This is a genomic window from Pseudomonas sp. IT-P2, from assembly GCF_949767575.1.
Classification (GTDB): domain Bacteria; phylum Pseudomonadota; class Gammaproteobacteria; order Pseudomonadales; family Pseudomonadaceae; genus Aquipseudomonas; species Aquipseudomonas pharyngis.
Genome location: NZ_CATKQA010000006.1, coordinates 42,646 through 68,849, shown reverse-complemented (window position 1 = coordinate 68,849; position 26,204 = coordinate 42,646). Strand labels below are relative to the sequence as shown.

Here is a 26,204-nt window from a genome sequence, read left to right as displayed (position 1 = left end):
TCTTGCGATCGTTCCCACGCTCTGCGTGGGAATGCAGCCCGTGACGCTCCGCGTCACTGGACGCGGAGCGTCCCTTGAGGCATTCCCACGCAGAGCGTGGGAACGATCAGTAGTGGTTAAAGGCTCGGCAGCAGTTTCGCCGGAACCAGCTCCGTCAGCACCCGCGAAGCCAGCAGCTCGGTCGCCGCGTTGATATCCGGCGCGAAGAAGCGGTCCTTCTCGTAGAACGGCACTTCGCGACGCAGAATCCCACGGGCCTGTTCCAGTTTGGCCGAGGTCTTCAGGCCGTTGCGCAGGTCCAGGCCCTGCACCGCCGCCAGCCATTCCACCGCAAGAATCCCGCGCGTGTTCTCGGCCATTTCCCACAGGCGCTTGCCGGCAGCCGGGGCCATCGACACGTGGTCTTCCTGGTTGGCAGAAGTCGGCAGGCTGTCCACCGAATGCGGATGGGACAGCGCCTTGTTTTCGCTGGCCAGGGCCGCAGCGGTCACCTGGGCGATCATGAAGCCGGAGTTCACGCCGCCATTGGCCACCAGGAACGGCGGCAGTTGCGACATGTGCTTGTCCATCATCAGCGAGATACGGCGCTCGCTGAGAGAACCGATTTCGGCAATGGCCAGGGCCATGTTGTCAGCGGCCATGGCCACAGGTTCGGCGTGGAAGTTGCCGCCGGAAATCACGTCGCCTTCGGCCGCGAACACCAGCGGGTTGTCGGATACGGCATTGGCTTCGATGGCCAGCACTTCGGCGGCCTGGCGGAACTGGGTCAGGCACGCGCCCATGACTTGCGGCTGGCAACGCAGCGAGTACGGGTCCTGCACCTTTTCGCAGTTCTGGTGCGAGTCGGAGACTTCGCTGCGCTCGCCCAGCAGATCGCGGTAAGCGGCAGCGGCGTCGATCTGGCCTTTCTGGCCACGGGCGGCGTGGATGCGCGCATCGAACGGCGAACGCGAGCCCAGCACCGCTTCCACCGTCAGACCGCCCAGCGCCAGCGCGCCGGCGAACAGGTCTTCACCTTCGAACAGACCACGCAGTGCGAATGCGGTAGAAACCTGAGTACCGTTGAGCAGCGCCAGACCTTCTTTGGCCGCCAGGGTCAGCGGGGTCAGACCGGCGACTTTCAGCGCTTCGGTCGCTTCCATCCACTCGCCCTTGTAGCGCGCCTTGCCCTCACCCAGCAGCACCAGCGACATGTGCGCCAGCGGCGCGAGGTCACCGGATGCACCGACCGAGCCTTTCAACGGAATGTGCGGATAGACCTCGGCGTTGATCAACGCGATCAGCGCATCGATCACTACGCGACGAATCCCGGAGAAACCACGGCTGAGGCTGTTGACCTTGAGCACCATGATCAGGCGCACCAGCTCATCGCTGATCGGCTGGCCGACACCGGCGGCGTGGGACAGCACCAGCGAACGCTGGAGGTTTTCCAGGTCTTCGCTGGCGATGCGAGTCGAGGCCAGCAGGCCGAAACCGGTGTTGATGCCGTAGGCGGTGCGGTTTTCCGCGAGGATCTGCTCGACGCAGGCCACGCTGGCTTCGATCTGCGCGCTGGCGCTGTTGTCGAGGGTCAGCTTGACCGGGTTCTGATAAACGTCACGCAGTTGGGCCAGGCTCAGTTGGCCGGGGATCAGGTTCAGCGCAGTCATCTTGTGCTCCTTTTGAGAGTTTATTGTTAACTCGCCAGACGCTCCGGAGATGTCCGTTGTCCGTCGCGTCTGCCCTTTTGGGGAGCCGCGCCTTGGCACGCTGGCGTGGGTAGTTTTTCAGTGCAAATTCGGTAATGCGTTGTGCAGCAGATCCGGGTCTTTCAGAACGCTTGCGGCAGCGGCGATATCCGGCGCCAGCCAGCGGTCCTGATCGTAGGCCGGGATCTTTTCGCGCAGCAGTCGCCAAGCGGTATCGGTGCCCGCGCCGAAGCACTGTTCCTTGAGAAATTCAAACGCCTGGGCCGCCAGCAGGTACTCGATGGCGAGGATCTGCGTGCAGTTTTCCAGCGCGCGGTGCAGCTTCAGCGCGGCGTTGGTGCCCATGCTCAGATGGTCTTCCTGCAAGCCCGAGGTGACGTAGTTGTCGAGCACCGCCGGCTGCGCCAACTGGCGGTTTTCCGCGCACAGCGACGCGGCGACGTATTGCACGATCATCATCCCGGAGTTCACCCCCGGATTGGCCACCAGGAATGCCGGCAGACCGCTGACGTGCGGGTTGATCAGGCGATCCAGACGCCGCTCGGCAATCGAGCCGATTTCAGCCATCGCAATCGCCAGCAGATCCGCCGCCAGCGCCACCGATTGCCCGTGCGGGTTGGCCTGGGACATCACCCGGAAATCGTCCGGCGTGCCCAGCAGCAACGGGTTGTCGGTGCAGCCGTTGAGTTCGGTTTCGATCTGTTTGATCGCGTGTTCCAGTTGATCGCGGGCGGCGCCGTGCACCTGCGGGATCGAGCGGATGCTCAAGGCATCCTGAGTGCGAATGCCTTTGCTCGCCGCGATCACTTCGCTGCCATCGAGCAAGGCGCGCAGATTGACGCCGACCTGCTGCATGCCCGGATGCGGTTTGAGCGCAATGATCTCGGCATCGAACGCGGCGATCTGGCCGCGCTGGGCTTCGAAACTCATGGCGCCGATCACGTCGGCCCATTGCAGCAGACGTGTGGCGTCGGCAATCGCCAGGCAACCGAGGCCGGTCATGCACGGCGTACCGTTGACCAGGCACAGACCGTCCTTCGCCCCGAGCTGAACCGGTTGCAGGCCCTCTTCGGCCAGCGCCTGCTGTGCAGACACGATCTGCCCGCGATAGCTGACATTGCCCACGCCCAGCAGCGCGATGCCGATGTGGGCCATGTGGGTCAGGTAACCCACCGAACCCTGGGACGGCACTTGCGGGGTGATGCCGCGATTGAGCAGCGCCAGCAGCGCTTCGACCACCCGGCGATGAATGCCGGATTTGCCGTGGCTGTAGTTGCGGATCGCAGCGCACAGGATGGCGCGGGTCTGCTCGTCGGCCAGTACCGGACCGACGCCGCAGGCATGGCTGAGCAAGGTGTTGCGCGACAGCTGGCTGAGCTGTTCGTCTTTCAGCGAGACGTTGCACAGCGCACCGAGCCCGGTGTTCACGCCATAGGCGCGCTCGCCGCTGGCGACGATGCGCTGGACGATGCCCTGCGCGTTTTCAATGCGCGCCCAGGTCTGCGCCGACAGCTCGAGCTGCGCGCCGTGACGAGCGACTGCGACCACATCCTGCCAACGCATCGGAGCGTCGGCGATAACGATTTTTTCAGCCTGGGACATCTAAAACCTCATTAACCTGATCGTTCCCATGCTCTGCGTGGGAATGCCGCCTGGGACGCTCCGCGTCCCGCTCTCACCGCAAGACTCAAGTCCTGCGCAATGGTGACGCGGAGCGTCACGGTATGCATTCCTACGCAGACGGTTCGACGCCTCGACGTGGGAACGAGCCTGCCGTAAACCTTTAAACCACAGCCGCCCGCCGCTGCACGAAACGGTCGACATACTCGTCCGCCGGCGAATGCAGGATCTCTTTCGGCGTGCCGACCTGGATCAGGCGGCCGTCCTTGAGGATCGCGATGCGGTTGCCGATGCGCACGGCCTCGTCGAGGTCGTGGGTGATGAAGACGATGGTCTTGTGCAGGGTCTTTTGCAGCTCCAGCAACTGGTCCTGCATCTCGGCGCGGATCAGCGGATCCAGCGCACTGAACGCTTCGTCCATCAGGATGATGTCGGTGTCCGCCGCCAGGGCGCGGGCCAGACCCACACGTTGGCGCATGCCGCCGGAGAGCTGGTGCGGGTATTTGTTTTCGTAGCCCTTGAGGCCCACGGTGTTGATCCAGTGCAGCGCGCGTTCGGCGCACAGTTGCTTGGTCTCGCCGCGCACTTTCAGGCCGTAGGCGACGTTGTCGAGCACGGTCTTGTGCGGCAGCAGGCCGAAGCTCTGGAACACCATGCTGATCTTGTGCCGACGAAATTCGCGCAAGGCGTCCATGTCGTATTGCAGGATGTCCACGCCGTCCACCAGGATCGCGCCGCTGGTCGGGTCGATCAGGCGGTTGAAGTGGCGCACCAGGGTCGATTTGCCGGAGCCGGACAGGCCCATGATCACGAAGATCTCGCCGGTGCCGATGCTCAGGGACAAATCGTTGACCCCGACCACGCAACCGGTTTCGTTCAGCACCTGATCCTTGGTCTTGCCCTGGCCGACCATCGCCAGAGCGTCCTTGGCGCGGTTGCCGAAAATCTTGAAGACGTTTTTGACTTCGATCTTGCTCACGGTTGCGTTGCTCATTTGCTCACCTCATGCCGTGGCCGACCATACGCCTGGGTAATGCGGTCGATGACCACTGCGAGAATCACGATCGCCAGACCGGCTTCCAGGCCGCGTCCGACGTTGAGGGTCTGAATGCCCACCAGCACATCTTCACCCAGGCCACGGGCGCCGATCATCGAGGCGATTACCACCATCGACAGGGCCATCATGGTGGTCTGGTTGATCCCGGCCATGATGCTCGGCAGGGCCAGCGGCAGTTGCACGCCGAACAGTTGCTGCCAGCGGTTGGCACCGAAGGCGTTGATCGCTTCCATCACTTCGCCGTCGACCTGGCGGATGCCCAGATCGGTCAGGCGGATCAGCGGCGGCGCGGCATAGATCACGGTGGCGAAAATCGCCGGCACCTTGCCCAGGCCGAACAGCATCAGCACCGGAATCAGGTACACGAAGCTCGGCATGGTCTGCATGATGTCGAGCAGCGGCATCAGCACCGAACGCAGGCGATTGCTGCGCGCCGAGAGAATCCCCAGCGGTACGCCGATCAGCACCGAAATGACCGTCGCCACCATCATCAGCGCGAGGGTCTGCATCAACTTGTCCCACAGGCCGACGGCGCCGACCAGGAACAACAGACCGACGATCACGGCGGTGGTCACGACTTTGCGCGTCGCATGCCAGGCCACGACGCCGACGATGGCCAGCATCAACCACCACGGCGCGGCGCGCAGCAGGCCTTCAAGATTGACGATGGCCCACAGCAGGGTGTCGGAGATATGGCGGAACACATCGCCGTAGTTGGTGACCAGCGCATCGACCCAACCGTTGACCCAGTCGGCGATGGAAAAGGTAAAGCTTTCGGGAAACATAAGCGGCTCTCAATCAGGAAACTCAATCAAGCGATTGCGGCGAACACCCCGGCCAGCCTCTCGGTTGGCCGGGAGGAATTCGACCTACAGCGCCGCGTCGATTTTCTTGGCAGCGTCTTCACTCACCCACGCATGCCAGACCTCAGGATGTTCCTTGAGGAAGATTTTCGCCAGTTTTGGCGACTCGATACGTTCCTTCGCCATGCGGCCCAGGTTCTGGTTCAGCAGGTCGATCGGCAGGTTGACCTTTTCCAGCACGGCCACCAGTTCCGGCGCTTGCTCGTGGAAGGTCTTGGACAGACCGACCTTGATGGTCACGGTCTTGTCGACGCCCGGTTTTTCTTCCAGTTTCACTGCGTCGATCTGGCCCATCAGCGGGGTTGGCGACCAGTAGTAGAACAGGATCGGCTCGCCACGCTTGTAGCTCGACAGCACCGCCGCATCCAGCGCCGGACCGGTGCCCGGACGGAAGTTGGTGTAGCTGTTTTCCAGGCCGTAGCTTTTCAGCATTTCGCTGTTGTCCAGCTCGCAGGTCCAGCCGGCCGGGCAGTTGTAGAAGCGGCCCTTGGAAGGCTCTTCGGCGTCCTTGAAGATGGCGGCGTATTTGCCCAGGTCGGCGATGTTTTTCAGGTCCGGCGCCTTGGCTTCGATCTTGCGTTTGGCGTCGCCTTCGATCACGTAGCGCGGCACGTACCAGCCTTCGATCGCACCCACCACCGGGGCGCCGACACCGACGACCTTGCCGGCCTTCTCGGCCTTGTTCCAGACCTCGCTGCGGCCGACCCATTCTTCGGCGAAGATCTGGATGTCGTTGCTGCTCAGGGCGTTTTCCATGGTGATGGAGTTGCCCGGCAGGCTGTCGGTCTTGCAGTCGTAACCTTTTTCCAGCACCACTTGCAGAACGTCGGTCAGCAGCATGCCGCTTTCCCAGTTCAGGCCGGCGAATTTCACCGGTTTGCCGGACTCGCACCAGCCGGCGGCCTGGGTCGCGCCGGCGCTGGCCAGCAGGCCCATGGAAAGCAAGGTGGTCAGCAGGGTCTTGTTCGATTTCATTGTTGTGACGCTCCTAATCATGAATTGGCTTACGGCAGTCAAGAGGCATCCAGCCCTGTCCACGTCCAAATCAGGCCTGCGCCGCAGCGCGACCGGCCCCGCTTCTTTTAGGTTGTACAACGCCGTCCTGCTCGACGGGCAGAATCAGTCGATCGGGTACGGTGCCGTGCCATTTTTTCGCGCAGACGTAGTACAGCGCTGCGGGCAGCACGAGACCGATGATCCAGGAAATATCCACATCCCCCAGGGCCACCACCAATGGACCGGTATAGAACTTGGTGGAAATGAACGGCAGTTGCACCAGCACCCCGAACACGTAAACGCTGATACCGAGGATGTTCCAGCGGCCGTAGCGACCGTTCGGATCCGCCAGTGCCGGCACGTCGTAGCGCTCGCGGGTGATGCAGTAGTAGTCCACCAGGTTGATCGCACTCCACGGCGTGAAGAACGCCAGCAGGAACAGGATGAAGGACTTGAACGCACCGAGGAACGAATGCTGGCCGAGCAGTGCGATCAGGGTCGCCGCGCCGACGATCACCAGCACGAACACCAGACGCTGCATGCGGGTGACCGTCAGGTGGCCACGGAAGCCGCTGATGATGGTCGCGATGCACATGAAGCTGCCGTAGGAGTTCAGGGTGGAGATGGTGACCTTGCCGAACGCGATGCTGAAATACAGCAGCGCGGCGGTGGCACCGGTCCCACCCAGACCGACGATGTAGGCGACTTCATGACCGGCGAATTGCCCGTTGGCCGAAGCGGCCGCGAACACACCGAGGATCATCGCCACCTGCGCACCAATCACCGAACCGGCACCGGCGGCGAAGAAGGTTTTCACCGACGACACCTTGCTCGGCAGGTAACGCGAGTAGTCCGCCACGTACGGGCCGAAAGCGATCTGCCAGGAGGCCGCGAGCGACACCGCCAGCAGGAAACTGCTCCAGCTGAAGTGACGAATTTCCAGAAGTGCGCCGACGTCCACCTGACTCATCAGACGGCTGAACAGATAAACGAAAGCAATCACGCCAATGGCACTGGCGATGCGGCCGATCCAGTGAATCACCCGATAGCCAAGCACCGTGACCACGACGATGACGCTGGCGAAAAGCAGGATGCCAACGGTATCGCTGACCCCGAACAACTGGCCCAGCGCCTGACCGGACAACACCGTTCCGGTGGCGGTGAAGCCGAGGTACATCAGGCACACCAGCACGATCGGAATCGCCGCGCCGTAGACGCCGAACTGCACCCGGCTGGAAATCATCTGCGGCAGGCCAAGCTTCGGCCCTTGCGCTGCGTGCAGCGCCATCACCCCGCCGCCCAGCAATTGACCGATCAGCAGACCGATCAACGACCAGAACACATCGCCGCCCAGCACCACGGCCAGGGCCCCGGTGACAATCGCGGTGATTTGCAGGTTGGCACCCATCCACAGGGTGAACTGACTGAACAGACGACCGTGTCTTTCCGCTTCCGGGATGTAGTCGATCGAACGCCTTTCGATCAACGGTTTACTGCCTGCACGATCGGTGTTGCCCGCCATGATTCAACCTCTGTGGATTGTTCTGGTTATTGTTGTTGTGGCCCTGTGGGAGCGAGGGTGCCCGCTCCCGCAGATGTTCACTTGCCGGTGATCATCGGCAGGTTCAGCCCTTGTTCCTTGGCGCAGTCGATGGCGATCTGGTAACCGGCATCGGCGTGACGCATGACGCCGGTGCCCGGGTCGTTGTGCAGCACGCGAGCGATACGCTCGGCCGCTTCGTCAGTACCGTCGCAGACAATCACCATGCCCGAGTGCTGGGAGAAGCCCATGCCGACGCCGCCGCCGTGGTGCAGGGACACCCAGGTCGCACCGCTCGCGGTGTTCAGCAGCGCGTTGAGCAGCGGCCAGTCGGAGACGGCATCGGAGCCATCCTGCATCGACTCGGTTTCACGGTTCGGACTGGAGACCGAGCCGGAGTCGAGGTGGTCGCGACCGATCACGATCGGCGCCGACAGCTCGCCGCTGCGCACCATTTCGTTGAACGCCAGACCGAGCTTGGCGCGCAGGCCCAGGCCGACCCAGCAGATACGCGCCGGCAGACCCTGGAAGCTGATGCGCTCACGCGCCATGTCCAGCCAGTTGTGCAGGTGGGCGTCGTCCGGGATCAGCTCTTTGACTTTGGCGTCGGTCTTGTAGATGTCCTGCGGATCACCCGACAGCGCCGCCCAGCGGAACGGGCCGATGCCACGGCAGAACAGCGGACGGATGTAGGCCGGTACGAAGCCCGGGAAATCGAATGCGTTTTCGACGCCTTCTTCCTGAGCCATCTGACGGATGTTGTTGCCGTAGTCGAAGGTCGGTACGCCCATTTTCTGGAAGTCGAGCATGGCTTTGACGTGGACGGCCATCGATTGCTTGGCGGCCTTGACCACAGCGGCTGGCTCGGTCTTGGCGCGGGCGCGGTATTCGTCCCAGGTCCAGCCGGCCGGCAGGTAACCGTTGAGCGGGTCGTGGGCGCTGGTCTGGTCGGTGACCATGTCCGGGCGCACGCCGCGCTTGACCAGTTCCGGAAGGATTTCAGCGGCGTTGCCGCACAGGGCGATGGAAACAGCCTTGCCTTCGGAAGTGTATTTGGCGATGCGGGCCAGCGCGTCGTCGAGGTCTTTGGCCTGCTCGTCGACGTAGCGGGTCTTGAGGCGGAAATCGATGCTGATCTGCTGGCATTCGATGTTCAGCGAGCAGGCACCGGCGAGGGTCGCGGCCAGTGGCTGGGCGCCGCCCATGCCGCCGAGGCCGGCGGTCAGTACCCACTTGCCAGTGAGGTTGTCGTTGTAGTGCTGGCGACCGGCTTCAACGAAGGTTTCGTAGGTGCCCTGGACGATGCCCTGGCTGCCGATGTAGATCCAGCTGCCTGCGGTCATCTGGCCGTACATGGCCAGGCCTTTGGCGTCGAGTTCGTTGAAGTGTTCCCAGGTCGCCCAGTGCGGCACCAGGTTGGAGTTGGCGATCAGTACGCGCGGGGCGTTGCTGTGGGTCTTGAACACGCCGACCGGCTTGCCCGATTGCACCAGCAGGGTTTCGTCTTCGTTGAGGTTGGTCAGGCTCTCGACGATCTTGTCGTAGCACTCCCAGTTACGCGCAGCGCGACCGATGCCACCGTAGACCACCAGTTCTTTCGGGTTCTCGGCGACTTCCGGGTCGAGGTTGTTCATCAGCATGCGCAGCGGCGCTTCGGTCAGCCAGCTCTTGGCGGTCAGCTTGTTGCCGCGGGCGGCACGGATTTCGACGTCACGGAATTTAGTGCGGTTGTTGTCAGTCACGAAAAAGACTCCTCAGCGATCAATTCAAACCAACCCTGGCAGTGGGCAAGCAGCCTGTGCGCCTCAGTGCGCGACAAGCGAATCAGTGGACGCTGCGGAGAGTCTCGATCGACTCATACGCATACGTCTTTACTTGTACATACAAGCATATGCAATCGAGCGGCCAACTTGTTGGAGGCCCGTTCAACAAAAATCCCGAACAGGGCTGCAGAGCGCCTGAATCAAGGGTTCAGGCGTCCATGAAATTTTTCGTGGGGTGGATTGAGGGTGGCGAGAGGTTGTTACGGAAGCGTGGTTCTGCGCCACGCTGGGGCGTTCGGTAACAAGTTGGTGCGCATTTCGGGAACGTCGGGACGAAAAAAAACCGCTGCTTTTAAAGCAGCGGTTTTTGATCGTTCCCACGCAGAGCGTGGGAATGCATTCCGTGACGCTCTGCGTCACAAAGCGGACGCGGAGCGTCCATGGCGGCATTCCCACGCGGAGCGTGGGAACGATCAGAAGGGAGGATCAGCGCGGGGACAGTTCGATCACACAGCAGCCGGCATTGACGGCAATCTCCGTCAGCCCGGTATTACCGTCCAGTTGCAGGCAGTCATGGCGGCCGAGTTGCGATGCACTGTCACCGACCGTGACCTCCAGCAGTTCGCTGACGCTGAAGACCAGCACGGTGCTCGCCGAACTGAAAAACCGCTGTTCGCCGTCCAGCCATTGCAGGCGTGCGCTGTAACGCTGGGGCGAGTAGATCAGGTTGAAGTCGCGGATCGCGCCGCCGAGCAAGGTGCAGGACACCTGGCTTTCGCCGCTGAAGGCAAACGGGTCGAGGGGTAACAACGGCCGGGTATCGTCGCCGTCGACACACAGGGTCATGCCGTCACCCTGCAACACCGTGATGACCCGCTGGTAACCGGCGAAGGTCGAAAAGCCGCCGGATTCGGCGATGTCGGCAATCGACAGGCGCCAGCCAAAACCGTCGAGGCCGGCGCCGGCGTCACGGGTGATTTCCTCGGTGCTGCCGCCGCCGTTTTTCCACGGCATGCGCGGGTAGCCTTCGGCGCGTAATACCTTCAACTCTTTCATTTATGAAACCGACCTTCCAGACGATGACGAGAACCGGGGTGAATCAGGCGTGCCGCCGTCACCGGCTGACGACCCGACCAGGTACGACGACGGATCAACAGGCACGGCTCGCCTTTTTCGATCTGCAGCAATTTGCATTCGGACGCTTCGGCGAGGATCGCTTCGACCACGTGCTCGCCTTCGGTCAGCGGCGCGACCTGGTTCAGATAGGCGTAAGGCGTTTGCAGGGTGAAGTCCTGCTTGAGATATTCCGGGGCGACCAACGCATTGACGAAGCGGTCTTCGATTTGCACAGGAATGTCGTTTTCGTAATGCACGATCAGCGAGTGAAAGACCTTCTGCCCTTCGCGCATGTCCAGCGCCAGCGCGCGTTCGGAACCGGCAGCCTCTTCTTCCAGAGTGATTACCTGACAGGTGTGGCGATGGCCACGGGAGGCGATTTCGTCGGCGATGTTGTGCACTTCGAACAGCGCGGACTGGCTCTTCGGTTCAGCAACGAAAGTGCCGACGCCTTGCATGCGCACCAGCAGACCGTCGGCGGTCATTTCCCGCAGCGCGCGGTTGATGGTCATGCGGCTGAAGCCCAACTGGCTGACCAGCTCGCTTTCCGACGGCACGCGGTAATGGGGCGGCCAGTTACCGCTGTCGATCTGCTGGGTGATCATCTGTTTGACGCGGGCGTACAAGGGCGCCGGACTGTCGCCCATGTTCGCGGCCAACGGGGAGACTGGAGGCGGAGTCGGCACGGTGGATCCCTGTTCATTGGTGAAAGTGGCTAGCTTGCCGGAGTTTACCGGGCAGGCAAACGTCTGTATATGTATATACAAATAACACACGATGGGGTGCTGAACCATGTCCGCCTTCTTTGCCGAACGCGCGCTGCTGCCTAACGGATGGGCCAACAATGTACGTCTCGAGGTCAGCGCCGATGGCGTTTTGACCCGAATCCAGGCCGATTCCACCGCAGATGGCGCCGAACGGTTGAGCGGTCCGCTGCTGCCGGGGATGCCGAATCTGCACTCCCACGCGTTCCAGCGAGCGATGGCGGGACTGGCGGAAGTGGCCGGCAATCCCAACGACAGTTTCTGGACCTGGCGCGATCTGATGTACCGGCTCGTCGGAAAAATCAGCCCCGACCAGCTCGGTGTGATCGCCCGTCAGCTGTACATCGAAATGCTCAAGGCCGGTTACACCTCGGTCGCCGAATTCCATTACGTCCACCACGATAACAACGGCCAGCCTTACGCCGACCCGGCAGAACTGGCGTTACGCATCAGCCAGGCGGCCAGCTCGGCCGGCATCGGCCTGACCTTGCTGCCAGTGCTCTACAGCCACAGCGGTTTCGGCGGCCAGACGCCGAACGAAGGCCAGCGCCGTTTCATCAACAGCACCGAAAGTTACCTGAAGCTGCAATCGCGTCTGCAACCGTTGCTGGCACAGCAAAAGGCGCAGTCGCTGGGCCTGTGCATCCACTCGTTGCGCGCAGTCACGCCGCAGCAGATCAGCGAAGTACTGGCAGCCAGCGACCAGCAATGCCCGGTGCACATCCACATCGCCGAGCAGCAGAAGGAAGTCGATGACTGCCTGAGCTGGAGCGGTCGTCGTCCGCTGCAATGGCTGTACGAAAACACCGAAGTCGATCAGCGCTGGTGCCTGGTCCACGCGACCCACGCCAATCCGGAAGAAGTCACGCTGATGGCCAAGAGTCGCGCCATCGCCGGCCTGTGCCTGACCACCGAGGCCAACCTCGGCGACGGGATATTCCCGGCGGTGGATTTCCTCGCTCAGGGTGGGCGCATGGGGATTGGCTCCGACAGCCATGTGTCGTTGAGCGTGGTGGAAGAATTGCGTTGGCTGGAATACGGCCAGCGTCTGCGCGATCAGCGGCGCAATCGCTTGTATGGCGCGGATCAGCCGATGGTCGGCCGTACGCTGTATGACGCGGCGCTGGACGGTGGCGCTCAGGCGCTGGGCCAGCCGATCGGCGCGCTGGAAGTCGGCAAGCGTGCCGACTGGATTGTGCTCGATGGCAGCGATCCCTATCTGGCCACGGCCAGCGGTGACGGGATTCTCAATCGCTGGCTGTTTGCCGGTGGCGATCGTCAGGTGCGCGACGTGCTGGTCAACGGTCAGTGGGTCGTGCGCGAGGGGCGACATGCCGGGGAGGAGGACAGCAATCGCGCCTTCACCCAGGTCCTGCGAGAGCTTTTGGGCTGACACAAAACCTCTGTTACTGATCGTTCCCACGCTCTGCGTGGGAATGCAGCCCGGGACGCTCCGCGTCCCAAAAGCGGACGCAGAGCGTCCATTGAGGCACTCCCACGCGGAGCGTGGGAACGATCAGAACAGGAGAAGTCAGTTGGACGTTTTGGCCATCTGCTGATCCGACGCCCGCCAGATCAGACGCGTGGTGTCATAACCCTGCTGGCGCGCCTTGCTCAGCAGTTCCTCACGCACCACACCGTTGACGGTCGGCGTGCGGGACAACAGCCACAGGTAGCGACGACTCGGGTCGCCCACGAGGGCGGTCTTGTAGTCATCGCTGACGTACAGCACCCAGTATTGACCCTTCGCCACACCCGGAATCAGGCGCGAGAACCAGGTATCGAACTCGACCCACAGCTTGTCGGTCTTGCCCGGCACCTGTGGATAAGCCGTGCCTTTGACCTCTTCCCACTTCCAGTCTGCCGTCAGACAGCGGTTGTACACCGCGATATTGCCGTCGGGCTTGAGCGAGTAACGGGCTTCGGATTGCGCGCAATTGCGCTGGAAATACATCGGCAGACGCGCCAGCTCGTACCAGGTGCCCTGGTAACGCTTGAGATTGACACTGTTGACCGTCTTCGGCGCCAGCGGATCTTCACCGGACGTGGCGCAGCCAGCCAATACCAGGCCGGCAAAAAGGACAAGCAATAACCGCTTCATTGTTTTTCTCCCGTGGGCGCGAAGCCCCGGTTTACTTCAGGCCTTGGCCGGAAAACATCAGCACTTTGTCACCGGCGTACTGCACGCTGATAAAGCTGTTCTTGTCGCCCCAGGTGCAACTGGACATGCCCAGCGCGCCCGAGCAATCGGTGGGCTTGCCGAGCAGCGTCTCGACTTCGGCCTTGGCCATGCCGGCCGAGAGCTTCGAATAGTTTTCCTGATTGACCTTGCTGCATGCGGCCAACAGCACGCAAAACGACAGAAGGGCGATAGATCGCAGCGACATGGTGTAACTCCTGGAGCGGAAGGGGGATGGCCTGGCGCCAACCAGAAGCTTAGAAGAGAAAACCCCTGTCTGGTTCCCTGGCAGACCGGCTATTTGTTCGCCCGCTCGTCCGGCATTCATCGGTAAATCAGACACTTTGTGGGGCTATTGAGCATTTCGTCGACTTTCACAAAAGCCGCCTAATCTTTGGCGCGCCACGGTCGAAATAAGAGCAGCGCAAAGCCCGATAGTGTGGCAAATTGCCGCCCTTTCTTGACCAGCCCCTTCGCGGTAGCTCTCTTAATGACCAGAAACATGAAATTCAGCCACAAGATCTTGTTGGCTGCCGCCCTTGTGGTGGCCGTTGCATTCGCCTGTTTCATTTTGTTCAACGACTATCGCCAGCGCGAAGCCCTGCAAAGCAGCACCGAAGCGTCGATGCAGGAACTGGGCAGCCTGACCACCAGCAACATCCAGACCTGGCTGGAAAGCCGCATCCAGTTGCTGCAATCGATGGCGCAACAGGTTGTCGCCGACGGCAACGCCCCGGCCAGCCTGAAACGCATCATCGACCTGCCCGCCTACACCGGCAATTTCCAGCTCAGCTACTTCGGCGGCGCCGACGGTGTGATGTTCTCGGTCCCGGCCGGCAACCGCGCACCGGATTACGATCCGCGCGCCCGTGGCTGGTACAAGGCCGCCAACGCTGCGCAACAGACCATCGTCACCGAACCGTACATCGCCGCCTCGTCGGGCAAACTGGTCATCACCGTCGCCACCCCGGTGCAGCGCCAGGGCCAGATGATCGGTGTGGCCGGCGCCGACATTGATCTGTCGAGCGTCAGTGCGATCATCAACTCGCTGAACTTCGGCGGCCACGGTCACGCGTTCATCGTCGGTGCCGACGGCAAGATCCTGATCCACCCGGACAGCAAGCTGGTGCTCAAGACCCTGGCCGAGGCCTACCCCAACGGCGCGCCGAAAGTCAGCCCGGGTCTGAAAGAAGTCGAGTTCGACGGCAAGACCCAACTGATCTCCTTCACCCGCGTCAACGGCGTGCCGTCGGCCGACTGGTACGTGGCGCTGGTGCTGGACAAGGACACCGCGTTCTCGATGCTCAGCGAATTCCGCACCTCGGCGCTGATCGCGATGGTCATTGCCGTAGTGATCATCATCGCCCTGCTCGGCATGCTGATCCGCGTCCTGATGCAGCCGCTGCTGACCATGGGCCGTGCCATGCACGACATCGCCGAAGGCGAAGGTGACCTGACCAAACGCCTGACCATCCACGGCCACGATGAATTCGGTGCGCTGGGGCTGTCGTTCAACCGTTTCGTCGAGCGCATCCACACTTCCATCCGCGAAGTGTCGTCGGCCACCGGCCAGGTCAACGAAGTCGCCCTGCGCGTGGTCGCGGCGTCGAACTCGTCGATGTTCAACTCCGACCAACAGGCCTCGCGCACCAACAGCGTGGCCGCCGCGATCAACCAGCTCGGCGCCGCCGCTCAGGAAATCGCCCAGAACGCCGCCCTCGCCTCGCAACATTCCAGCGATGCGCGCAGCCTGGCCGAAGACGGCCAGCAGGTGGTGGATAAAACCATCCACGCGATGCAGCAGCTGTCGGCGAAGATCAGCGACTCCTGCGGCAACATCGAAACCCTGAACAGCAACACCGTGAACATCGGGCAGATTCTGGAAGTGATCACCAGCATCTCCCAGCAGACCAACCTGCTGGCGCTCAACGCCGCGATCGAAGCGGCCCGTGCCGGTGAGGCCGGTCGCGGTTTCGCCGTGGTCGCCGACGAAGTCCGTAACCTGGCGCACCGCACCCAGGATTCGGCGCAGCAAGTGCAGAAGATGATCGAAGAACTGCAAGTCGGCGCACGTCAGGCGGTCGGCATCATGACCGAGAGCCAGCGCGAGAGCGAAAGCAGCGTCGGCATCGCCAACCAGGCCGGCGAACGCCTGGGCAGCGTGACCCAGCGCATCGGCGAGATCGACGGCATGAACCAGTCGGTGGCGACCGCGACGGAAGAGCAGACGGCGGTGGTTGAATCGATCAACGTTGATATCAATGAGATCAACACGCTGAACCAGGAAGGGGTGGAAAACTTGCAGGCTACTTTGCGGGCTTGTGCGGATCTGGAGCAGCAGGCTGCGCGGTTGAAGCAGTTGGTTGGCAGCTTCCGAATCTAAGTCGTTCGAAGCCGTCTTCGCGCTTGAACCCGCGAAGACGGAACAACGCTAGACACGCTTGTCACCTCAGACTGACTCAGGACTGAATTAAGACTAAACTCAGTCCTAGTCCACTCAGCGAGGCGCAGCCCGTGAAGCTTTCATCCCAGATCAAACCCATCAGCTACCTGAAAAGCCATACCGCCGAAATCGTCAAAACGATTAGCGAAAGCCGTGAGCCGCTGGTGATTACCCAGAACGGCGAAGCGAAGCTTGTAGTCATGGACGTCAAAAGTTTTGAAGAGCAGGAAGAAACAATGGCTCTGCTCAAACTGCTTGCCATGGGAAATCGAGAAATTGAGGAAGGCAAGTACAGGGACGTTGAAGACGTTTTCGCAGAGTTGGACAGGATCGACCCCCAATGAGTTTGAAGGTCGTTATTCTTCAGTCCGCCGAAACAGATCTCAAAGATCTTCGCACCTACCTCATCAAACAGTTCTCACCTCAAACCTGGCATAGCACTTATGCCAGCTTGAAGATCGCTATTCGCAGTCTCGCATCCTTACCCTATTCAGGTTCCATTCCCGAAGAAATAGAAAGGCTGAACCTTGGTCAATATCGACAAGTCATCTCTGGCTTGAATCGCATCATTTATGAAGTCCGAGAGCAAACCATCTATATCCATATCATCGCCGATACGAGAAAAAACCTGCCTGCACTCTTGATGAAGCGTTTGCTTCAAGGCAATCCGTGAGTCTGATGCAGCTTCAGAAACTCGACCCCGGCTGCGAAAGAAACTCCAGCTCCTCAACCGTAGACTCCCGCCCCAACACCGCATTGCGATGCGGAAACCGCCCAAACCGCGCAATCACCTTCTGATGCCGCTCGGCATAATCCAGGTTGTCGGCAAACACCCCACGCTCCGCCTCCGGCTGCTCAGCCACCAGTTCGATGAATCGCGAGACCGCTTCATTCTGCACCGCGAGGTTTTCGCAGTGTTCGAAGACGAGGTAAATGAAGAGTCGCTGGATCGGTTTCAACTGCCGATCGAAGTCTGCGGCAATCCCCTGAGCCACCAGTTTCTGGGCCCGTAGATCACCGGAAAAAGCCTTGGGCGTATCGCGAAAGATCATTCGCGGGAGTTGGTCGAGCAGCAGCACCAGCGCCAGCCAACCTTCGGGATGTTGCGTCCACTCGGTCAATTCGCCAGCGAGGGCCTGATCGACAAAGACCCCGAAACGCTCACGCGCTTCGAGGTCCTGGCTGTCTTTCTTGCCAAACCACAACTTGCCCTTTTCAGCCGTTACATCCTTTGCCGATTCGGACTGACCGAACCACCAATCGAGCAACGGCTGCCAGGGCGCGGTCATGGTTTATTCCTTGTGGTAAGCCGTGGCGCGGGCGACTTCTTCTTTCGAGCCGAGGAACACCGCTACGCGCTGGTGCAGGCCTTCAGGCTTGATGTCGAGAATGCGCTGGTGGCCGTCGGTGGAAGCGCCGCCCGCCTGTTCCACCAGGAACGACATCGGGTTGGCTTCGTACATCAGGCGCAGTTTGCCCGGTTTGGACGGCTCGCGGCTGTCGCGCGGGTACATGAACAGACCGCCACGGGTCAGGATGCGGTGTACGTCGGCAACCATCGCCGCGACCCAACGCATGTTGTAGTTCTTTTTCAGCGGGCCTTCTTCACCGGCCAGCAGCTCCGAAACGTAGCGCTGTACCGGAGCTTCCCAGTGACGCTGGTTGGACATGTTGATGGCGAATTCCTGGGTGGATTCAGGAATGGTGATGTCTTCGTGGGTCAGCACGAAGCTGCCCATTTCGCGGTCCAGGGTGAAGCCTTTCACACCGTGGCCCAGGGTCAGCACCAGCATGGTTTGCGGGCCGTAGATGGCGTAACCGGCGGCAACCTGCTGAGTGCCTGGCTGCAGGAAGGCCTTTTCATCCAGCGCTTCGTTCTGGCTCAGGTATTCGTTCGGGCAGCGCAGCACGGAGAAGATGGTGCCGACCGGGGCGTTGATGTCGATGTTCGACGAACCGTCCAGCGGGTCGAATACCAACAGGTAGGCGCCTTTCGGGTATTTGCCCGGGATCTGGTAGGCGTTGTCCATTTCTTCGGACGCCATGCCGGCCAGGTGACCGCCCCACTCGTTGGCTTCGAGCAGGATTTCGTTCGACAGCACGTCGAGCTTCTTCTGCACTTCGCCTTGCACGTTTTCCGTGCCCATGCTGCCCAGAACGCCGCCCAGGGCGCCTTTGGACACGGCGTGGCTGATTTCTTTACAGGCGCGCGCCACCACTTCGATCAGGAAACGCAGATCGGCAGGAGTGTTGTTGCTGCGGGTCTGCTCAATCAAATAGCGACTCAGGGTAACGCGGGACATGGACGGCTCCGGTGGAATGGGGGGCTAAAAACCCGCGCAGTTTACAGGGAGTCTGAAACCGTAGCGAGCAATGACGCCGGTAACGTGCGTCGGGTGCAATTCCTGCTATCAGACGTGATCGAACCGAGAGAGTTCAGGCACCGGATTCAGCGTAGATGCAAACCCGACGGGTGTGGAGGTCACACCCGTCATATTCAGGACTTGGCCGACGGCTTGCGCAGCAGACTGAAGGCCATCGCCGCCAGAAACAGCACGCTGAGCAGCAGCACCGCCCACAGGCCGAACTTCTTCCAGTTGGTGTCCGCCGTGGCCGAGGTGGTGGCCGTCGAAGTCTGGGTCGCCAACGCTTCGCCCTGCACCGTGGCCTTGCCCAGCGTGGCCAGTTTTTCCGGTTTGAAATCGGGGATCAGCGTGGTCAACGGCAAGTTCGCCGCTTTCACGGTCGGATTGCCCAGCGCCAGGCTGTACGGTCCGTCGCCGCGCGCGAGGAAAATGACCTGAGTGGCGCGCACCGCGTATTTCACGCTCGGTGCCTGTTCGCCGAGACCGCCGCCGCGTTCGTCGACCGTCAGTTTCAACTGCTGCACGGTCTGGCCGTAGAGCTGCAATTCGTTCTGCACCACGTCCTGGCCATTCTGGGTCAGGCGATAGAGCAAGCCGCTGCTCAACGGTTGCCACGGCATACTGCTTTCGCGACGCCCCGACAGTGTCACTGGCGCCAGGCTGTTGGCCTGCTTCAGTTCGACCTGCACCCGCTCGATGTTCAGCCCCATCGGCAACTGCCAGGTGTATTCGCCGGCCTTGCCGCTGCTGCCGGCCAGTGCCGGCGACCAGACCAATGGCAGCGGCAGGTTGCGCGGGTCGCTGCTTTTCAGTTGCGCCGACGTCAGGACCGGCGCCGAAGCCGGCGAATCCCACAGCAGACGCAGATAGCGCGCCGATTGCCCGGGCAGCGCCACTTCATGCTGCTCGACCCGTTCGTCGGCAAAGGTCAGGCGCGCCACCTGGCCCTCGCCCCAGGCTTGCCAGTGCTGCAAGTCGTCGCTGGCCTCGATGCTGAAACGCTGGAAACCGTCGCGCTCGCTGGTCCAGTCGAGGATCAGTTGCTGCAACGGCGCCTTGATCGCACTCGCGTCGAGCAGCCAGCCACGCAGCACTTCCTCGCCCGCTTCCAGTTGGCTGGACGGCTGCACCTCCACCAGCGTGCCGGTGGTGGTGGATTGCACGCGCACACTCGGCGCGCGCTCGGTGGCATCCGCCGAGTTGTACAGCGGGAACCACTTCACCTCATGCAACTGGCCGTCATCGCGGGTCTGCGCTGACTCCCGGGCCAGCGCATAGGCCTGAGGCTCTCCGGCGGCGTTGAACACCCGCAGGTCGCTGAGATCAGTCTGGCGCGCCTGCAACTGCACGCTCAGCGGCAGTTCGAGTCGATACCACGGGCCTGCGCCACTGACCGACAACGGCACCTGCGCGACGAAGTCCGCCGGTTTTTCCTGGGCGCCGGCCGCCATGGCCACGCCCAGCAACAGCCACCCGAGATTAAGCTTGCGACTCAAGACGACACTCCTTCGGTTTCCGGGGCCGGTTGGTCCGACACCGGTGCAGCTTCAACGCGTTTGGGCGGCAGCGGCGCAAAATAGCCCACCACCAGCAACAACACACCAACGCCGATAAACGAGACGATCCGGGCCAGTCCGCCACGGTTGCTCAATTCGACAAAAATCAGTTTGGCCACCACCAGCGCAATCAGCGCCGCGCCGATCAGCCACACTTCGCGGCGATGGCGCAGGTGCCCGCCGATCATCAGCCCGAGCGCCATCAGCGTCCAGACGATGGACAGACCGGCCTGCACCAGCATCGAGTCGAGCAGCAGATCCAGCTCGAACGGAATCCCCGCCCAATGGTGCGCAGCGCGGGTGACCAGCGCAGTGCAGAACGCGAACAGCGAAACGCCGGCAATCAGTTGCGTAACGTATGCCGCGTAATCCTGGCGAATCGAAAGCTCGGCCACGGCGCTGCGCGACCAGACGTAGACACCGAACAACGCAAACAGCAGACCCAGCTCCAGTGGGTTGAGCAGCGGAACGTAAGGCAGCGGCTCGGCGTTGCCATCACTCACGCCATTAGCCAGCCAGAACCAGACCAGCATCAACACCGCCAACGGCGCCGCCGCGTACAGGCGGTATTGGCGAGGGAACGCTGCCACCGGCCATGGCCACTGACGCGGTGCGGCCATCAGCAACAGATACACGCTCGGCAGAATCGCCCAGCCCAGCCAGCGCCAGGCGTTGTACTGCTCGGACAACAGCAGCAGGCCGTAGCGCAACTCCAGCGCCAGCACGCCGATCAGCAGCCAGCAACCGAGCACATGGGCCGTGCTCAAGGCCCGCGCCGGCAGCATCGGTGCCAGACGTCGCAGGCTGATGAAATGCACAACGAACACCGCCGCCCACGCCAGCCAGCCGAAATCCGCCGCCGGGTGATAACGCGAATGCCACGAGACCAACAACACCAGCCCGGCCACCGGAATCAGCAAGGTGCAGAGTAGACCGAGCGACGGCCATTTCAGGCGCAAGGCCAACACCGCCCACAACGCGACCATCAACGCGGCGACCAGCAGCAATAGCGATTTTTCCAGATTCACCGGCGCAAACCGCAGCACTTCGCTGAACCACGCCAGCGCCCACCAACCGGCGCCCCACACCAGCAACACGTCGGACAGTCGCTGCAGGCTCAGCACATCGAACGCCGAAGCGTGATTGCCCAATTGCAGGCGCCACGCCCCGATCATCGCCGCCAGGCCCAGCACCAGTGGCGTCCAGAATCCGCCATGGGCCAGCGGTCGCAGCCCCTCGCTGGACAGCGGCCCCAACAACTCGGGGCCGGCAAGCAGAAACGCCGCGCCGCCGATCAGTTGCAACAGCAGACCGAACACAAAACTCACGCGCTGCTTGAGGTACAGACTGAGCCAGATGATCAGCAAACCACTGGCCGCCCACACCGCACTCGCGGTCTGCCATGGCAGCACGAACAACACCGCCAGATTGATCAGCACCAGACCCGCCAGCAGCACCACCGACAAACCGCGCAGCAGCCGCACATCGCTGCGCACCATCTCGTCGCGCGCCGCCAGCAGCATGCCGGCGATCAGCGCCAGACCGATCAACGAGGCGCTGAGCAGACCGCTCCAACCGGCGCTGAACACGGCCGCCGAATCCTCGCCCGCCCCTTGCAGGCGCAACAGGAACAACGCCCCGCCGAGCAGTTGCACGGCAAACGCGGTGAACAGGAACGTGCGCGATTGCAGGCGCAAGCCGACGAACAAGGTCGCCAGCCCGGCCAATGCCCAACTGATCGCCGTGCCCTGAATGAAGAAGAACAGCGGCGCCAGCAGATACAGGAAGGTCAGCCCCAGGCACGCCAGCACTGGCAAGCCCTGACGCTCCCACAGCGAGGTTTGCTCCGGCGACGCCTTGCGCAATTGATAGAAGCTGAACAACAACGCCGCGCCGAGCATCAATGCCCCCAGCGGCGCGCCGTCGAGCAGGCTGCTTTCGCCGACACGTAACTGGCTGAGAAACGCCAGCGCCGAGCCCAGTTGCAGCAGCAATGCGAAGGCCCGTGCCAACGGCCGTTGCTGACGCAAACCGAGCCAGAAAATCCCCGCGCCCTCCACCGCCCAGGCAGCGGACGTCCAGCGCGCATCCAGCCCCAGCGGAATCGCCAGGCTGGCGAAAATCACCCCGAGCGCCAGGCAAGTCTCGCCCAGCAACATCGCCCGGCCACCCATCAGCACTTTGGCCAGGGCCATGTAGATCATGCCCAGCGCCAGCGCACTGAACGCGGCAGCGAATTCCAGATGCTGGACCAGCGCGAATTGCAGGCCGAAACCCACCAGCGGCGGACCGAACAGCATCGTCCCGTCGACGTAATCGCCCTTGCGCGCCGACCAGTGCAGCAGCGCCTCGCGATCGTCGTCCGCCGGGGCATCCGGCATGTCCAGCAACTTGCGCCGGGCGAACAGCAGGCCAATGGCGAGGTACATCAGGAAGAACAGAATCAGGAACGGTTCGGTACTCCACAGCAGCTCCGGCGTGTACGAACGCAGGCCCCAGGCGAAACCGATGCCGAAGGTGCCCACAAAGCCGATCAGGTTGAGCAGACGCCAGGCCTTGAACCAGGCGATGGCCAGAATGCCGGCGTTGAGCAGCGCGAAATAACTGAACAGCGCGACGTGGTTGCCGGCGCCGGTGGAGGTCAGGATCGGCGCGGCGAAACCGCCCAGTGCGGCGACGCAGGCCAGGGCCAGGGAATCCTGGGTGATGGCCAGAATGGCCGAAAACACCGTCACCGCCACCAGCAAGCCCAGCGCAGCAGACGGATCGAGCAGCGGGTGCAAACGCATCGCCGCAAACACCGTCAGGTACAACACCGCGATCCCGGTGCCCTGCAGCATCAAGGCGTAACTGTTGTTGCGATGGCGCAACCACCAACCCAGCGCCAGCAAGCCCAGCGCTGCTGCCGCGACCCCGGCGTAACGCAATTCGATCGGCACCACCATGCCTTCGGTGGCGTAGCGCAGCAGAAAGGCCAGACCGAAGAACAACAGCACCACGCCGACCCGCAGCACGGTGTTGCCACCGAACAGCCAGTTGCGCGCAGCGCTGATGCCGCGCTCGATGAGGTTCGGGCCACGAGGTTCGGCGGGTTGTCGGGGTTCAGGTTCAGGCGTAACGGCGTCCAGACGCCAGACATCGACCGGCAGCGGCTGACTGGATTCGCTGGCGGCGACGGCAACAGGTTCGAGTTCGGGTGGCAGTTCCCAGACCAGCTCGGGTTCAGCGGCAGAGGGTTGTTCAACTACCGTGACGGGCTCAACGACCGTTGCGCTGGCCGGGGCGACACTCGGTGGCGCTGGCGAATGCGCTGGAGCACCCTCCAGCAGAAACAGTCGCTGTTCGACGCCCTGCAACGCGATCTTCGCGTGATCCAGCTGACGCTGTTGCTCGGCGGCTTGTGAACCGAGCCGCGCGATACGCATCGCCTGGCCGATGGCGAGCCCCAGCAACGCGCCCAACAGCGCATCGCTGAACGACTCGTCGAGCAGCCAGCCGAGCAGCAGCCCGATCAACATGAACATCCATTGCATGGTCGATATCCCTGAGCAGCCCCGTGGCGGGGCGGAACCAAGGCTCAGTATATCGGCCCGGCCCAACAATCGTGGGGCCGGGCGCACATTTGTCGCTAAAAGTTACTCCAGGGCCTTCCAGATATCCGTGGCGTACTCGCGGATCGTCCGGTCGGACGAGAACCAGCCCATGCGCGAGGTGTTCAGCACCGCCGAGCGCCACCAGTTATTGGCGTCGTGCCAGAGCGCATCGACGCGCATCTGCGCCTCCCAGTAGGAGTCGAAATCGGCGCAGACGAAGAACCGGTCGTAATCCACCAGCGAATCGATCAGCCCGGTGTAGCGCGACGTATCGTCCGGCGAAAACACCCCGCTGCGAATCGCCTGCAACACATCGTTGAGGCGATGGGACGCGGCAATGTCCGGCACCGCGCTGAACTCGTGGTTCTGCTTGCGCGCTTCGACCTGCTGGGCACTGAGGCCAAAGATAAACATGTGCTCCGCGCCGATGCTCTCGCACATTTCCACGTTGGCGCCGTCGAGGGTGCCGATGGTCAGCGCGCCGTTCAGGCCGAACTTCATGTTGCTGGTGCCCGAGGCTTCGAAACCGGCGGTGGAGATCTGCTCCGACAGGTCCGCCGCCGGAATGATGCTCTCCGCCAGGCTGACGTTGTAGTTGGGCAGGAACACCACTTTGAGCAGGCCACGCACGGTCGGGTCGTTGTTCACCACCCGGGCGATGTCGTTGGTCAGTTTGATGATCAGCTTGGCCTGGTGATAACTCGCCGCAGCCTTGCCGGCGAAGATTTTCACCCGCGGCACCCAGTCGATTTCCGGCTCGGCGCGGATCGCCTGATACAGCGCGACGGTGTGCATCAAATTGAGCAACTGACGTTTGTATTCATGGATCCGTTTGACCTGCACGTCGAACATCGCCGCCGGGTTGACCGCGATCCCCAGCCGTTCATGGATCAGGTAAGCGAGGGCCTTTTTGCTGTGCAGACGCTGTTCGGCGAAGGCTTTGCGGAACGCTGGTTTTTCGGCGAACGGCTCAAGATCGAGCAGACGCTCTTCAGGGTTGTCCAGCACGTCGGCGCCAAGGGCATCGACCAACATCGACGTCAGCTCCGGGTTGGCCTGATACAGCCAGCGGCGGAAGGTGATGCCGTTGGTCTTGTTGTTGATCCGCTCCGGATACAGCTTGTGCAGTTCAGCGAACACGGTTTTGCGCATCAGCTGCGTGTGCAGCCCGGACACACCGTTGACGCTGTGAGAACCGAGGAACGCCAGGTTGCCCATGCGCACCCGGCGGCCGTTGTCTTCCTCGATCAGCGACACCGCGCGCAGCACGTCGAAATCGTGGATGCCCTTGGCCCGCAGCGAATCGATGTGCTGGGCGTTGATCAGATAAATGATCTGCATATGCCGCGGCAGCATGCGTTCCATCAGCCCCACCGGCCAGGTTTCCAGCGCTTCGGGCAGCAGCGTGTGGTTGGTGTACGACAGCGTGTCGACGGTGACTTGCCACGCCGCGTCCCAGGCCACGTCGTAGACGTCGACCAGTTGGCGCATCAGTTCGGCGACGGCGATCGAAGGGTGGGTGTCGTTGAGCTGGATCGCCGCATGATCGCCCAGGGTCAGCACCGAGGTATGCATGTTGCGGTGACGGCGCAGCAGATCCTGAAGCGAGGCGGCGACGAAGAAGTATTCCTGACGCAGGCGCAATTCCTGCCCGGCTTCGGTGCTGTCCGCCGGGTAAAGCACGCGGGAGATACTTTCGGCCCGGGCCACTTCGGCGACGGCACCGAGATGGTCACCGGCGTTGAAGCGCTCCAGATGCAGGTCTTCCATGGCCCTCGCCCGCCACAGGCGCAAGGTGTTGACGCTCGCCCCGCGCCAGCCGACCACCGGTGTGTCATAGGCAATCGCCCGGACGGTTTCCGCCGGGTGCCAGACTTGCCGGGACTTGCCGCTGGCGTCGGTGACTGTCTCGACGCTGCCGCCAAAGCCGATCGGGTAGACCACCTCTGGCCGCTCGAACTCCCAGGGGTTGCCGAAATCCAGCCAGTGCTCGGTCTGTTCCTGCTGCCAGCCGTCGACGATGGCCTGACGGAACAACCCGTGCTCATAACGAATGCCGTAGCCGTGGCCGGCGATACCGAGGGTCGACATGCTTTCCATGAAGCACGCCGCCAGCCGTCCGAGGCCACCGTTGCCCAGCGCCGCATCCGGCTCCAGGATGCGGATGCGCTCGAGATCGACGCCCAGTTCGGTCAAGGCTTCACGGGCGACGTCCAGCAAACCGAGGTTGCTCAGGCTGTCGTACAGCAAACGGCCGATGAGAAATTCCAGCGAGAGGTAATACACCCGCTTCTGGCCTTTGCGGTAAATCTGCCGGGTGTGGTCCATCCAGTGCTCGACCATGTGATCGCGCGCCGCCAGGGCGATGGCTTCGAACCAGTCATGGTCGAAGGCGTGATCCGGGTCTTTGCCCACCGCATAGGTGAGTTTGGTCAGGACGGCGTCGCGGAATGCGGCCACCTCTGCTTCGCGAACTAGTGGTTCTTGAGTCATCGATAGGACCTCGAGCGAGCGGGGAGTTGTCAGAGCCTAGACGGTCTGACCGACGGTAAGGGCTCTGGTTCGGCAGTTTTTACCGAGAGTGTGAGATCGACCGGCAATACTCTGGCGAATGCCTCAATGAATGCAGGGGCCGTGCCGAATTGTCGGACGATGTGCGC

Annotated in this window: 20 protein-coding genes; 4 read left to right on the top strand and 16 right to left on the bottom strand. The window is 62.2% G+C overall.

From position 1 onward, the window contains the following. Positions 1–116: 116 nt before the first annotated feature. The 9 genes from hutH (ACM6JM_RS04675) to hutC all read right to left on the bottom strand — a co-directional run bounded on the left by hutH (ACM6JM_RS04675) (position 117) and on the right by hutC (position 11,290). Positions 117–1,649, bottom strand: coding sequence for a histidine ammonia-lyase (hutH, locus tag ACM6JM_RS04675; RefSeq protein ID WP_039764727.1), 1,533 nt, complete (start codon positions 1,647–1,649; stop codon positions 117–119). A 117-nt stretch (positions 1,650–1,766) separates the two neighbouring features. Beyond that, entirely contained in the window at positions 1,767–3,290 is a 1,524-nt protein-coding gene (gene hutH / locus ACM6JM_RS04670) for a histidine ammonia-lyase (protein ID WP_414881388.1), read from the bottom strand. A 181-nt stretch (positions 3,291–3,471) separates the two neighbouring features. Continuing rightward, entirely contained in the window at positions 3,472–4,302 is an 831-nt protein-coding gene (locus ACM6JM_RS04665) for a quaternary amine ABC transporter ATP-binding protein (protein ID WP_414881387.1), read from the bottom strand. Then, the gene (locus ACM6JM_RS04660) at positions 4,299–5,150 is read right to left on the bottom strand and encodes an ABC transporter permease (RefSeq protein WP_007952475.1); all 852 of its coding nucleotides are present in this window, start codon (positions 5,148–5,150) and stop codon (positions 4,299–4,301) included. Before ACM6JM_RS04660 ends, ACM6JM_RS04665 begins: the two co-directional genes overlap by 4 nt. An 84-nt stretch (positions 5,151–5,234) precedes the next feature. Beyond that, positions 5,235–6,203, bottom strand: a complete 969-nt coding sequence (locus tag ACM6JM_RS04655) for an ABC transporter substrate-binding protein (protein ID WP_039764723.1) — start codon at positions 6,201–6,203, stop codon at positions 5,235–5,237. A gap of 70 nt (positions 6,204–6,273) precedes the next feature. Continuing rightward, a complete protein-coding gene (locus tag ACM6JM_RS04650; protein WP_414881386.1) occupies positions 6,274–7,746 on the bottom strand; it encodes a purine-cytosine permease family protein in 1,473 nt (490 codons plus the stop codon). Positions 7,747–7,823: 77 nt separating this feature from the next. Beyond that, entirely contained in the window at positions 7,824–9,506 is a 1,683-nt protein-coding gene (gene hutU, locus ACM6JM_RS04645) for a urocanate hydratase (protein WP_064382814.1), read from the bottom strand. A gap of 507 nt (positions 9,507–10,013) precedes the next feature. After that, positions 10,014–10,583 carry a HutD family protein gene (locus ACM6JM_RS04640; protein WP_007952479.1) on the bottom strand — a complete coding sequence of 190 codons (570 nt, stop codon included), beginning with the start codon at positions 10,581–10,583 and terminating at the stop codon, positions 10,014–10,016. Next, positions 10,580–11,290 carry a histidine utilization repressor gene (gene hutC / locus ACM6JM_RS04635; RefSeq protein ID WP_170844914.1) on the bottom strand — a complete coding sequence of 237 codons (711 nt, stop codon included), beginning with the start codon at positions 11,288–11,290 and terminating at the stop codon, positions 10,580–10,582. Before hutC ends, ACM6JM_RS04640 begins: the two co-directional genes overlap by 4 nt. 145 nt (positions 11,291–11,435) lie before the next feature. Here hutC and ACM6JM_RS04630 point away from each other — a divergent pair, with 145 nt between their 5' ends. After that, positions 11,436–12,800, top strand: a complete 1,365-nt coding sequence (locus ACM6JM_RS04630) for a formimidoylglutamate deiminase (RefSeq protein WP_414881385.1) — start codon at positions 11,436–11,438, stop codon at positions 12,798–12,800. Between the two features lie 138 nt (positions 12,801–12,938). Here the strand turns inward: ACM6JM_RS04630 and ACM6JM_RS04625 are convergent, their stop codons facing one another. Together ACM6JM_RS04625 and ACM6JM_RS04620 are read right to left on the bottom strand one after the other, a co-directional pair. Beyond that, positions 12,939–13,508, bottom strand: coding sequence for a lipocalin family protein (locus ACM6JM_RS04625; RefSeq protein ID WP_039764712.1), 570 nt, complete (start codon positions 13,506–13,508; stop codon positions 12,939–12,941). Positions 13,509–13,539: 31 nt separating this feature from the next. Next, positions 13,540–13,794: a hypothetical protein gene (locus ACM6JM_RS04620; protein ID WP_007952486.1), complete on the bottom strand. Its 255-nt coding sequence runs from the start codon at positions 13,792–13,794 to the stop codon at positions 13,540–13,542. A gap of 282 nt (positions 13,795–14,076) precedes the next feature. Here ACM6JM_RS04620 and ACM6JM_RS04615 point away from each other — a divergent pair, with 282 nt between their 5' ends. The 3 genes from ACM6JM_RS04615 to ACM6JM_RS04605 all read left to right on the top strand — a co-directional run bounded on the left by ACM6JM_RS04615 (position 14,077) and on the right by ACM6JM_RS04605 (position 16,702). After that, on the top strand, positions 14,077–15,969 hold the full coding sequence (locus ACM6JM_RS04615; RefSeq protein ID WP_203546252.1) for a methyl-accepting chemotaxis protein: 1,893 nt from the start codon (positions 14,077–14,079) through the stop codon (positions 15,967–15,969). 131 nt (positions 15,970–16,100) lie between these two features. After that, entirely contained in the window at positions 16,101–16,373 is a 273-nt protein-coding gene (locus tag ACM6JM_RS04610; RefSeq protein WP_039764708.1) for a type II toxin-antitoxin system Phd/YefM family antitoxin, read from the top strand. Beyond that, positions 16,370–16,702 carry a type II toxin-antitoxin system RelE/ParE family toxin gene (locus ACM6JM_RS04605; RefSeq protein WP_039764706.1) on the top strand — a complete coding sequence of 111 codons (333 nt, stop codon included), beginning with the start codon at positions 16,370–16,372 and terminating at the stop codon, positions 16,700–16,702. The genes ACM6JM_RS04610 and ACM6JM_RS04605 overlap by 4 nt, the downstream gene beginning before the upstream one ends. Before the next feature lie 13 nt (positions 16,703–16,715). Here ACM6JM_RS04605 and ACM6JM_RS04600 read toward each other — a convergent pair whose 3' ends face one another. From ACM6JM_RS04600 to ACM6JM_RS04580, 5 genes are all read right to left on the bottom strand, one after another. Continuing rightward, the gene (locus ACM6JM_RS04600; protein ID WP_085647994.1) at positions 16,716–17,318 is read right to left on the bottom strand and encodes a DUF924 family protein; all 603 of its coding nucleotides are present in this window, start codon (positions 17,316–17,318) and stop codon (positions 16,716–16,718) included. A 3-nt stretch (positions 17,319–17,321) separates the two neighbouring features. Next, the gene (locus ACM6JM_RS04595) at positions 17,322–18,332 is read right to left on the bottom strand and encodes a class 1 fructose-bisphosphatase (RefSeq protein WP_007952492.1); all 1,011 of its coding nucleotides are present in this window, start codon (positions 18,330–18,332) and stop codon (positions 17,322–17,324) included. 194 nt (positions 18,333–18,526) lie between these two features. After that, positions 18,527–19,891 (bottom strand): DUF3999 domain-containing protein, encoded by a 1,365-nt coding sequence (locus ACM6JM_RS04590; protein WP_414881384.1) that lies wholly within the window; start codon positions 19,889–19,891, stop codon positions 18,527–18,529. Then, entirely contained in the window at positions 19,888–23,484 is a 3,597-nt protein-coding gene (locus ACM6JM_RS04585; protein ID WP_414881383.1) for a DUF2339 domain-containing protein, read from the bottom strand. Before ACM6JM_RS04585 ends, ACM6JM_RS04590 begins: the two co-directional genes overlap by 4 nt. 102 nt (positions 23,485–23,586) lie before the next feature. Then, positions 23,587–26,037 carry a glycogen/starch/alpha-glucan phosphorylase gene (locus tag ACM6JM_RS04580; RefSeq protein ID WP_039764697.1) on the bottom strand — a complete coding sequence of 817 codons (2,451 nt, stop codon included), beginning with the start codon at positions 26,035–26,037 and terminating at the stop codon, positions 23,587–23,589. Between the last annotated feature and the right edge of the window lie 167 nt (positions 26,038–26,204).

Excerpts from the sequence above, each read along its gene's own strand:
- hutH (WP_039764727.1), bottom strand. The coding sequence starts at position 1,649 with ATGACTGCGCTGAACCTGATCCCCGGCCAACTGAGCCTGGCCCAACTG.
- hutH (WP_414881388.1), bottom strand. The coding sequence starts at position 3,290 with ATGTCCCAGGCTGAAAAAATCGTTATCGCCGACGCTCCGATGCGTTGG.
- ACM6JM_RS04665 (WP_414881387.1), bottom strand. The coding sequence starts at position 4,302 with ATGAGCAACGCAACCGTGAGCAAGATCGAAGTCAAAAACGTCTTCAAG.
- ACM6JM_RS04660 (WP_007952475.1), bottom strand. The coding sequence starts at position 5,150 with ATGTTTCCCGAAAGCTTTACCTTTTCCATCGCCGACTGGGTCAACGGT.
- ACM6JM_RS04655 (WP_039764723.1), bottom strand. The coding sequence starts at position 6,203 with ATGAAATCGAACAAGACCCTGCTGACCACCTTGCTTTCCATGGGCCTG.
- ACM6JM_RS04650 (WP_414881386.1), bottom strand. The coding sequence starts at position 7,746 with ATGGCGGGCAACACCGATCGTGCAGGCAGTAAACCGTTGATCGAAAGG.
- ACM6JM_RS04640 (WP_007952479.1), bottom strand. The coding sequence starts at position 10,583 with ATGAAAGAGTTGAAGGTATTACGCGCCGAAGGCTACCCGCGCATGCCG.
- hutC (WP_170844914.1), bottom strand. The coding sequence starts at position 11,290 with ATGGGCGACAGTCCGGCGCCCTTGTACGCCCGCGTCAAACAGATGATC.
- ACM6JM_RS04630 (WP_414881385.1), top strand. The coding sequence starts at position 11,436 with ATGTCCGCCTTCTTTGCCGAACGCGCGCTGCTGCCTAACGGATGGGCC.
- ACM6JM_RS04625 (WP_039764712.1), bottom strand. The coding sequence starts at position 13,508 with ATGAAGCGGTTATTGCTTGTCCTTTTTGCCGGCCTGGTATTGGCTGGC.
- ACM6JM_RS04620 (WP_007952486.1), bottom strand. The coding sequence starts at position 13,794 with ATGTCGCTGCGATCTATCGCCCTTCTGTCGTTTTGCGTGCTGTTGGCC.
- ACM6JM_RS04615 (WP_203546252.1), top strand. The coding sequence starts at position 14,077 with ATGACCAGAAACATGAAATTCAGCCACAAGATCTTGTTGGCTGCCGCC.
- ACM6JM_RS04605 (WP_039764706.1), top strand. The coding sequence starts at position 16,370 with ATGAGTTTGAAGGTCGTTATTCTTCAGTCCGCCGAAACAGATCTCAAA.
- ACM6JM_RS04600 (WP_085647994.1), bottom strand. The coding sequence starts at position 17,318 with ATGACCGCGCCCTGGCAGCCGTTGCTCGATTGGTGGTTCGGTCAGTCC.
- ACM6JM_RS04595 (WP_007952492.1), bottom strand. The coding sequence starts at position 18,332 with ATGTCCCGCGTTACCCTGAGTCGCTATTTGATTGAGCAGACCCGCAGC.
- ACM6JM_RS04585 (WP_414881383.1), bottom strand. The coding sequence starts at position 23,484 with ATGCAATGGATGTTCATGTTGATCGGGCTGCTGCTCGGCTGGCTGCTC.
- ACM6JM_RS04580 (WP_039764697.1), bottom strand. The coding sequence starts at position 26,037 with ATGACTCAAGAACCACTAGTTCGCGAAGCAGAGGTGGCCGCATTCCGC.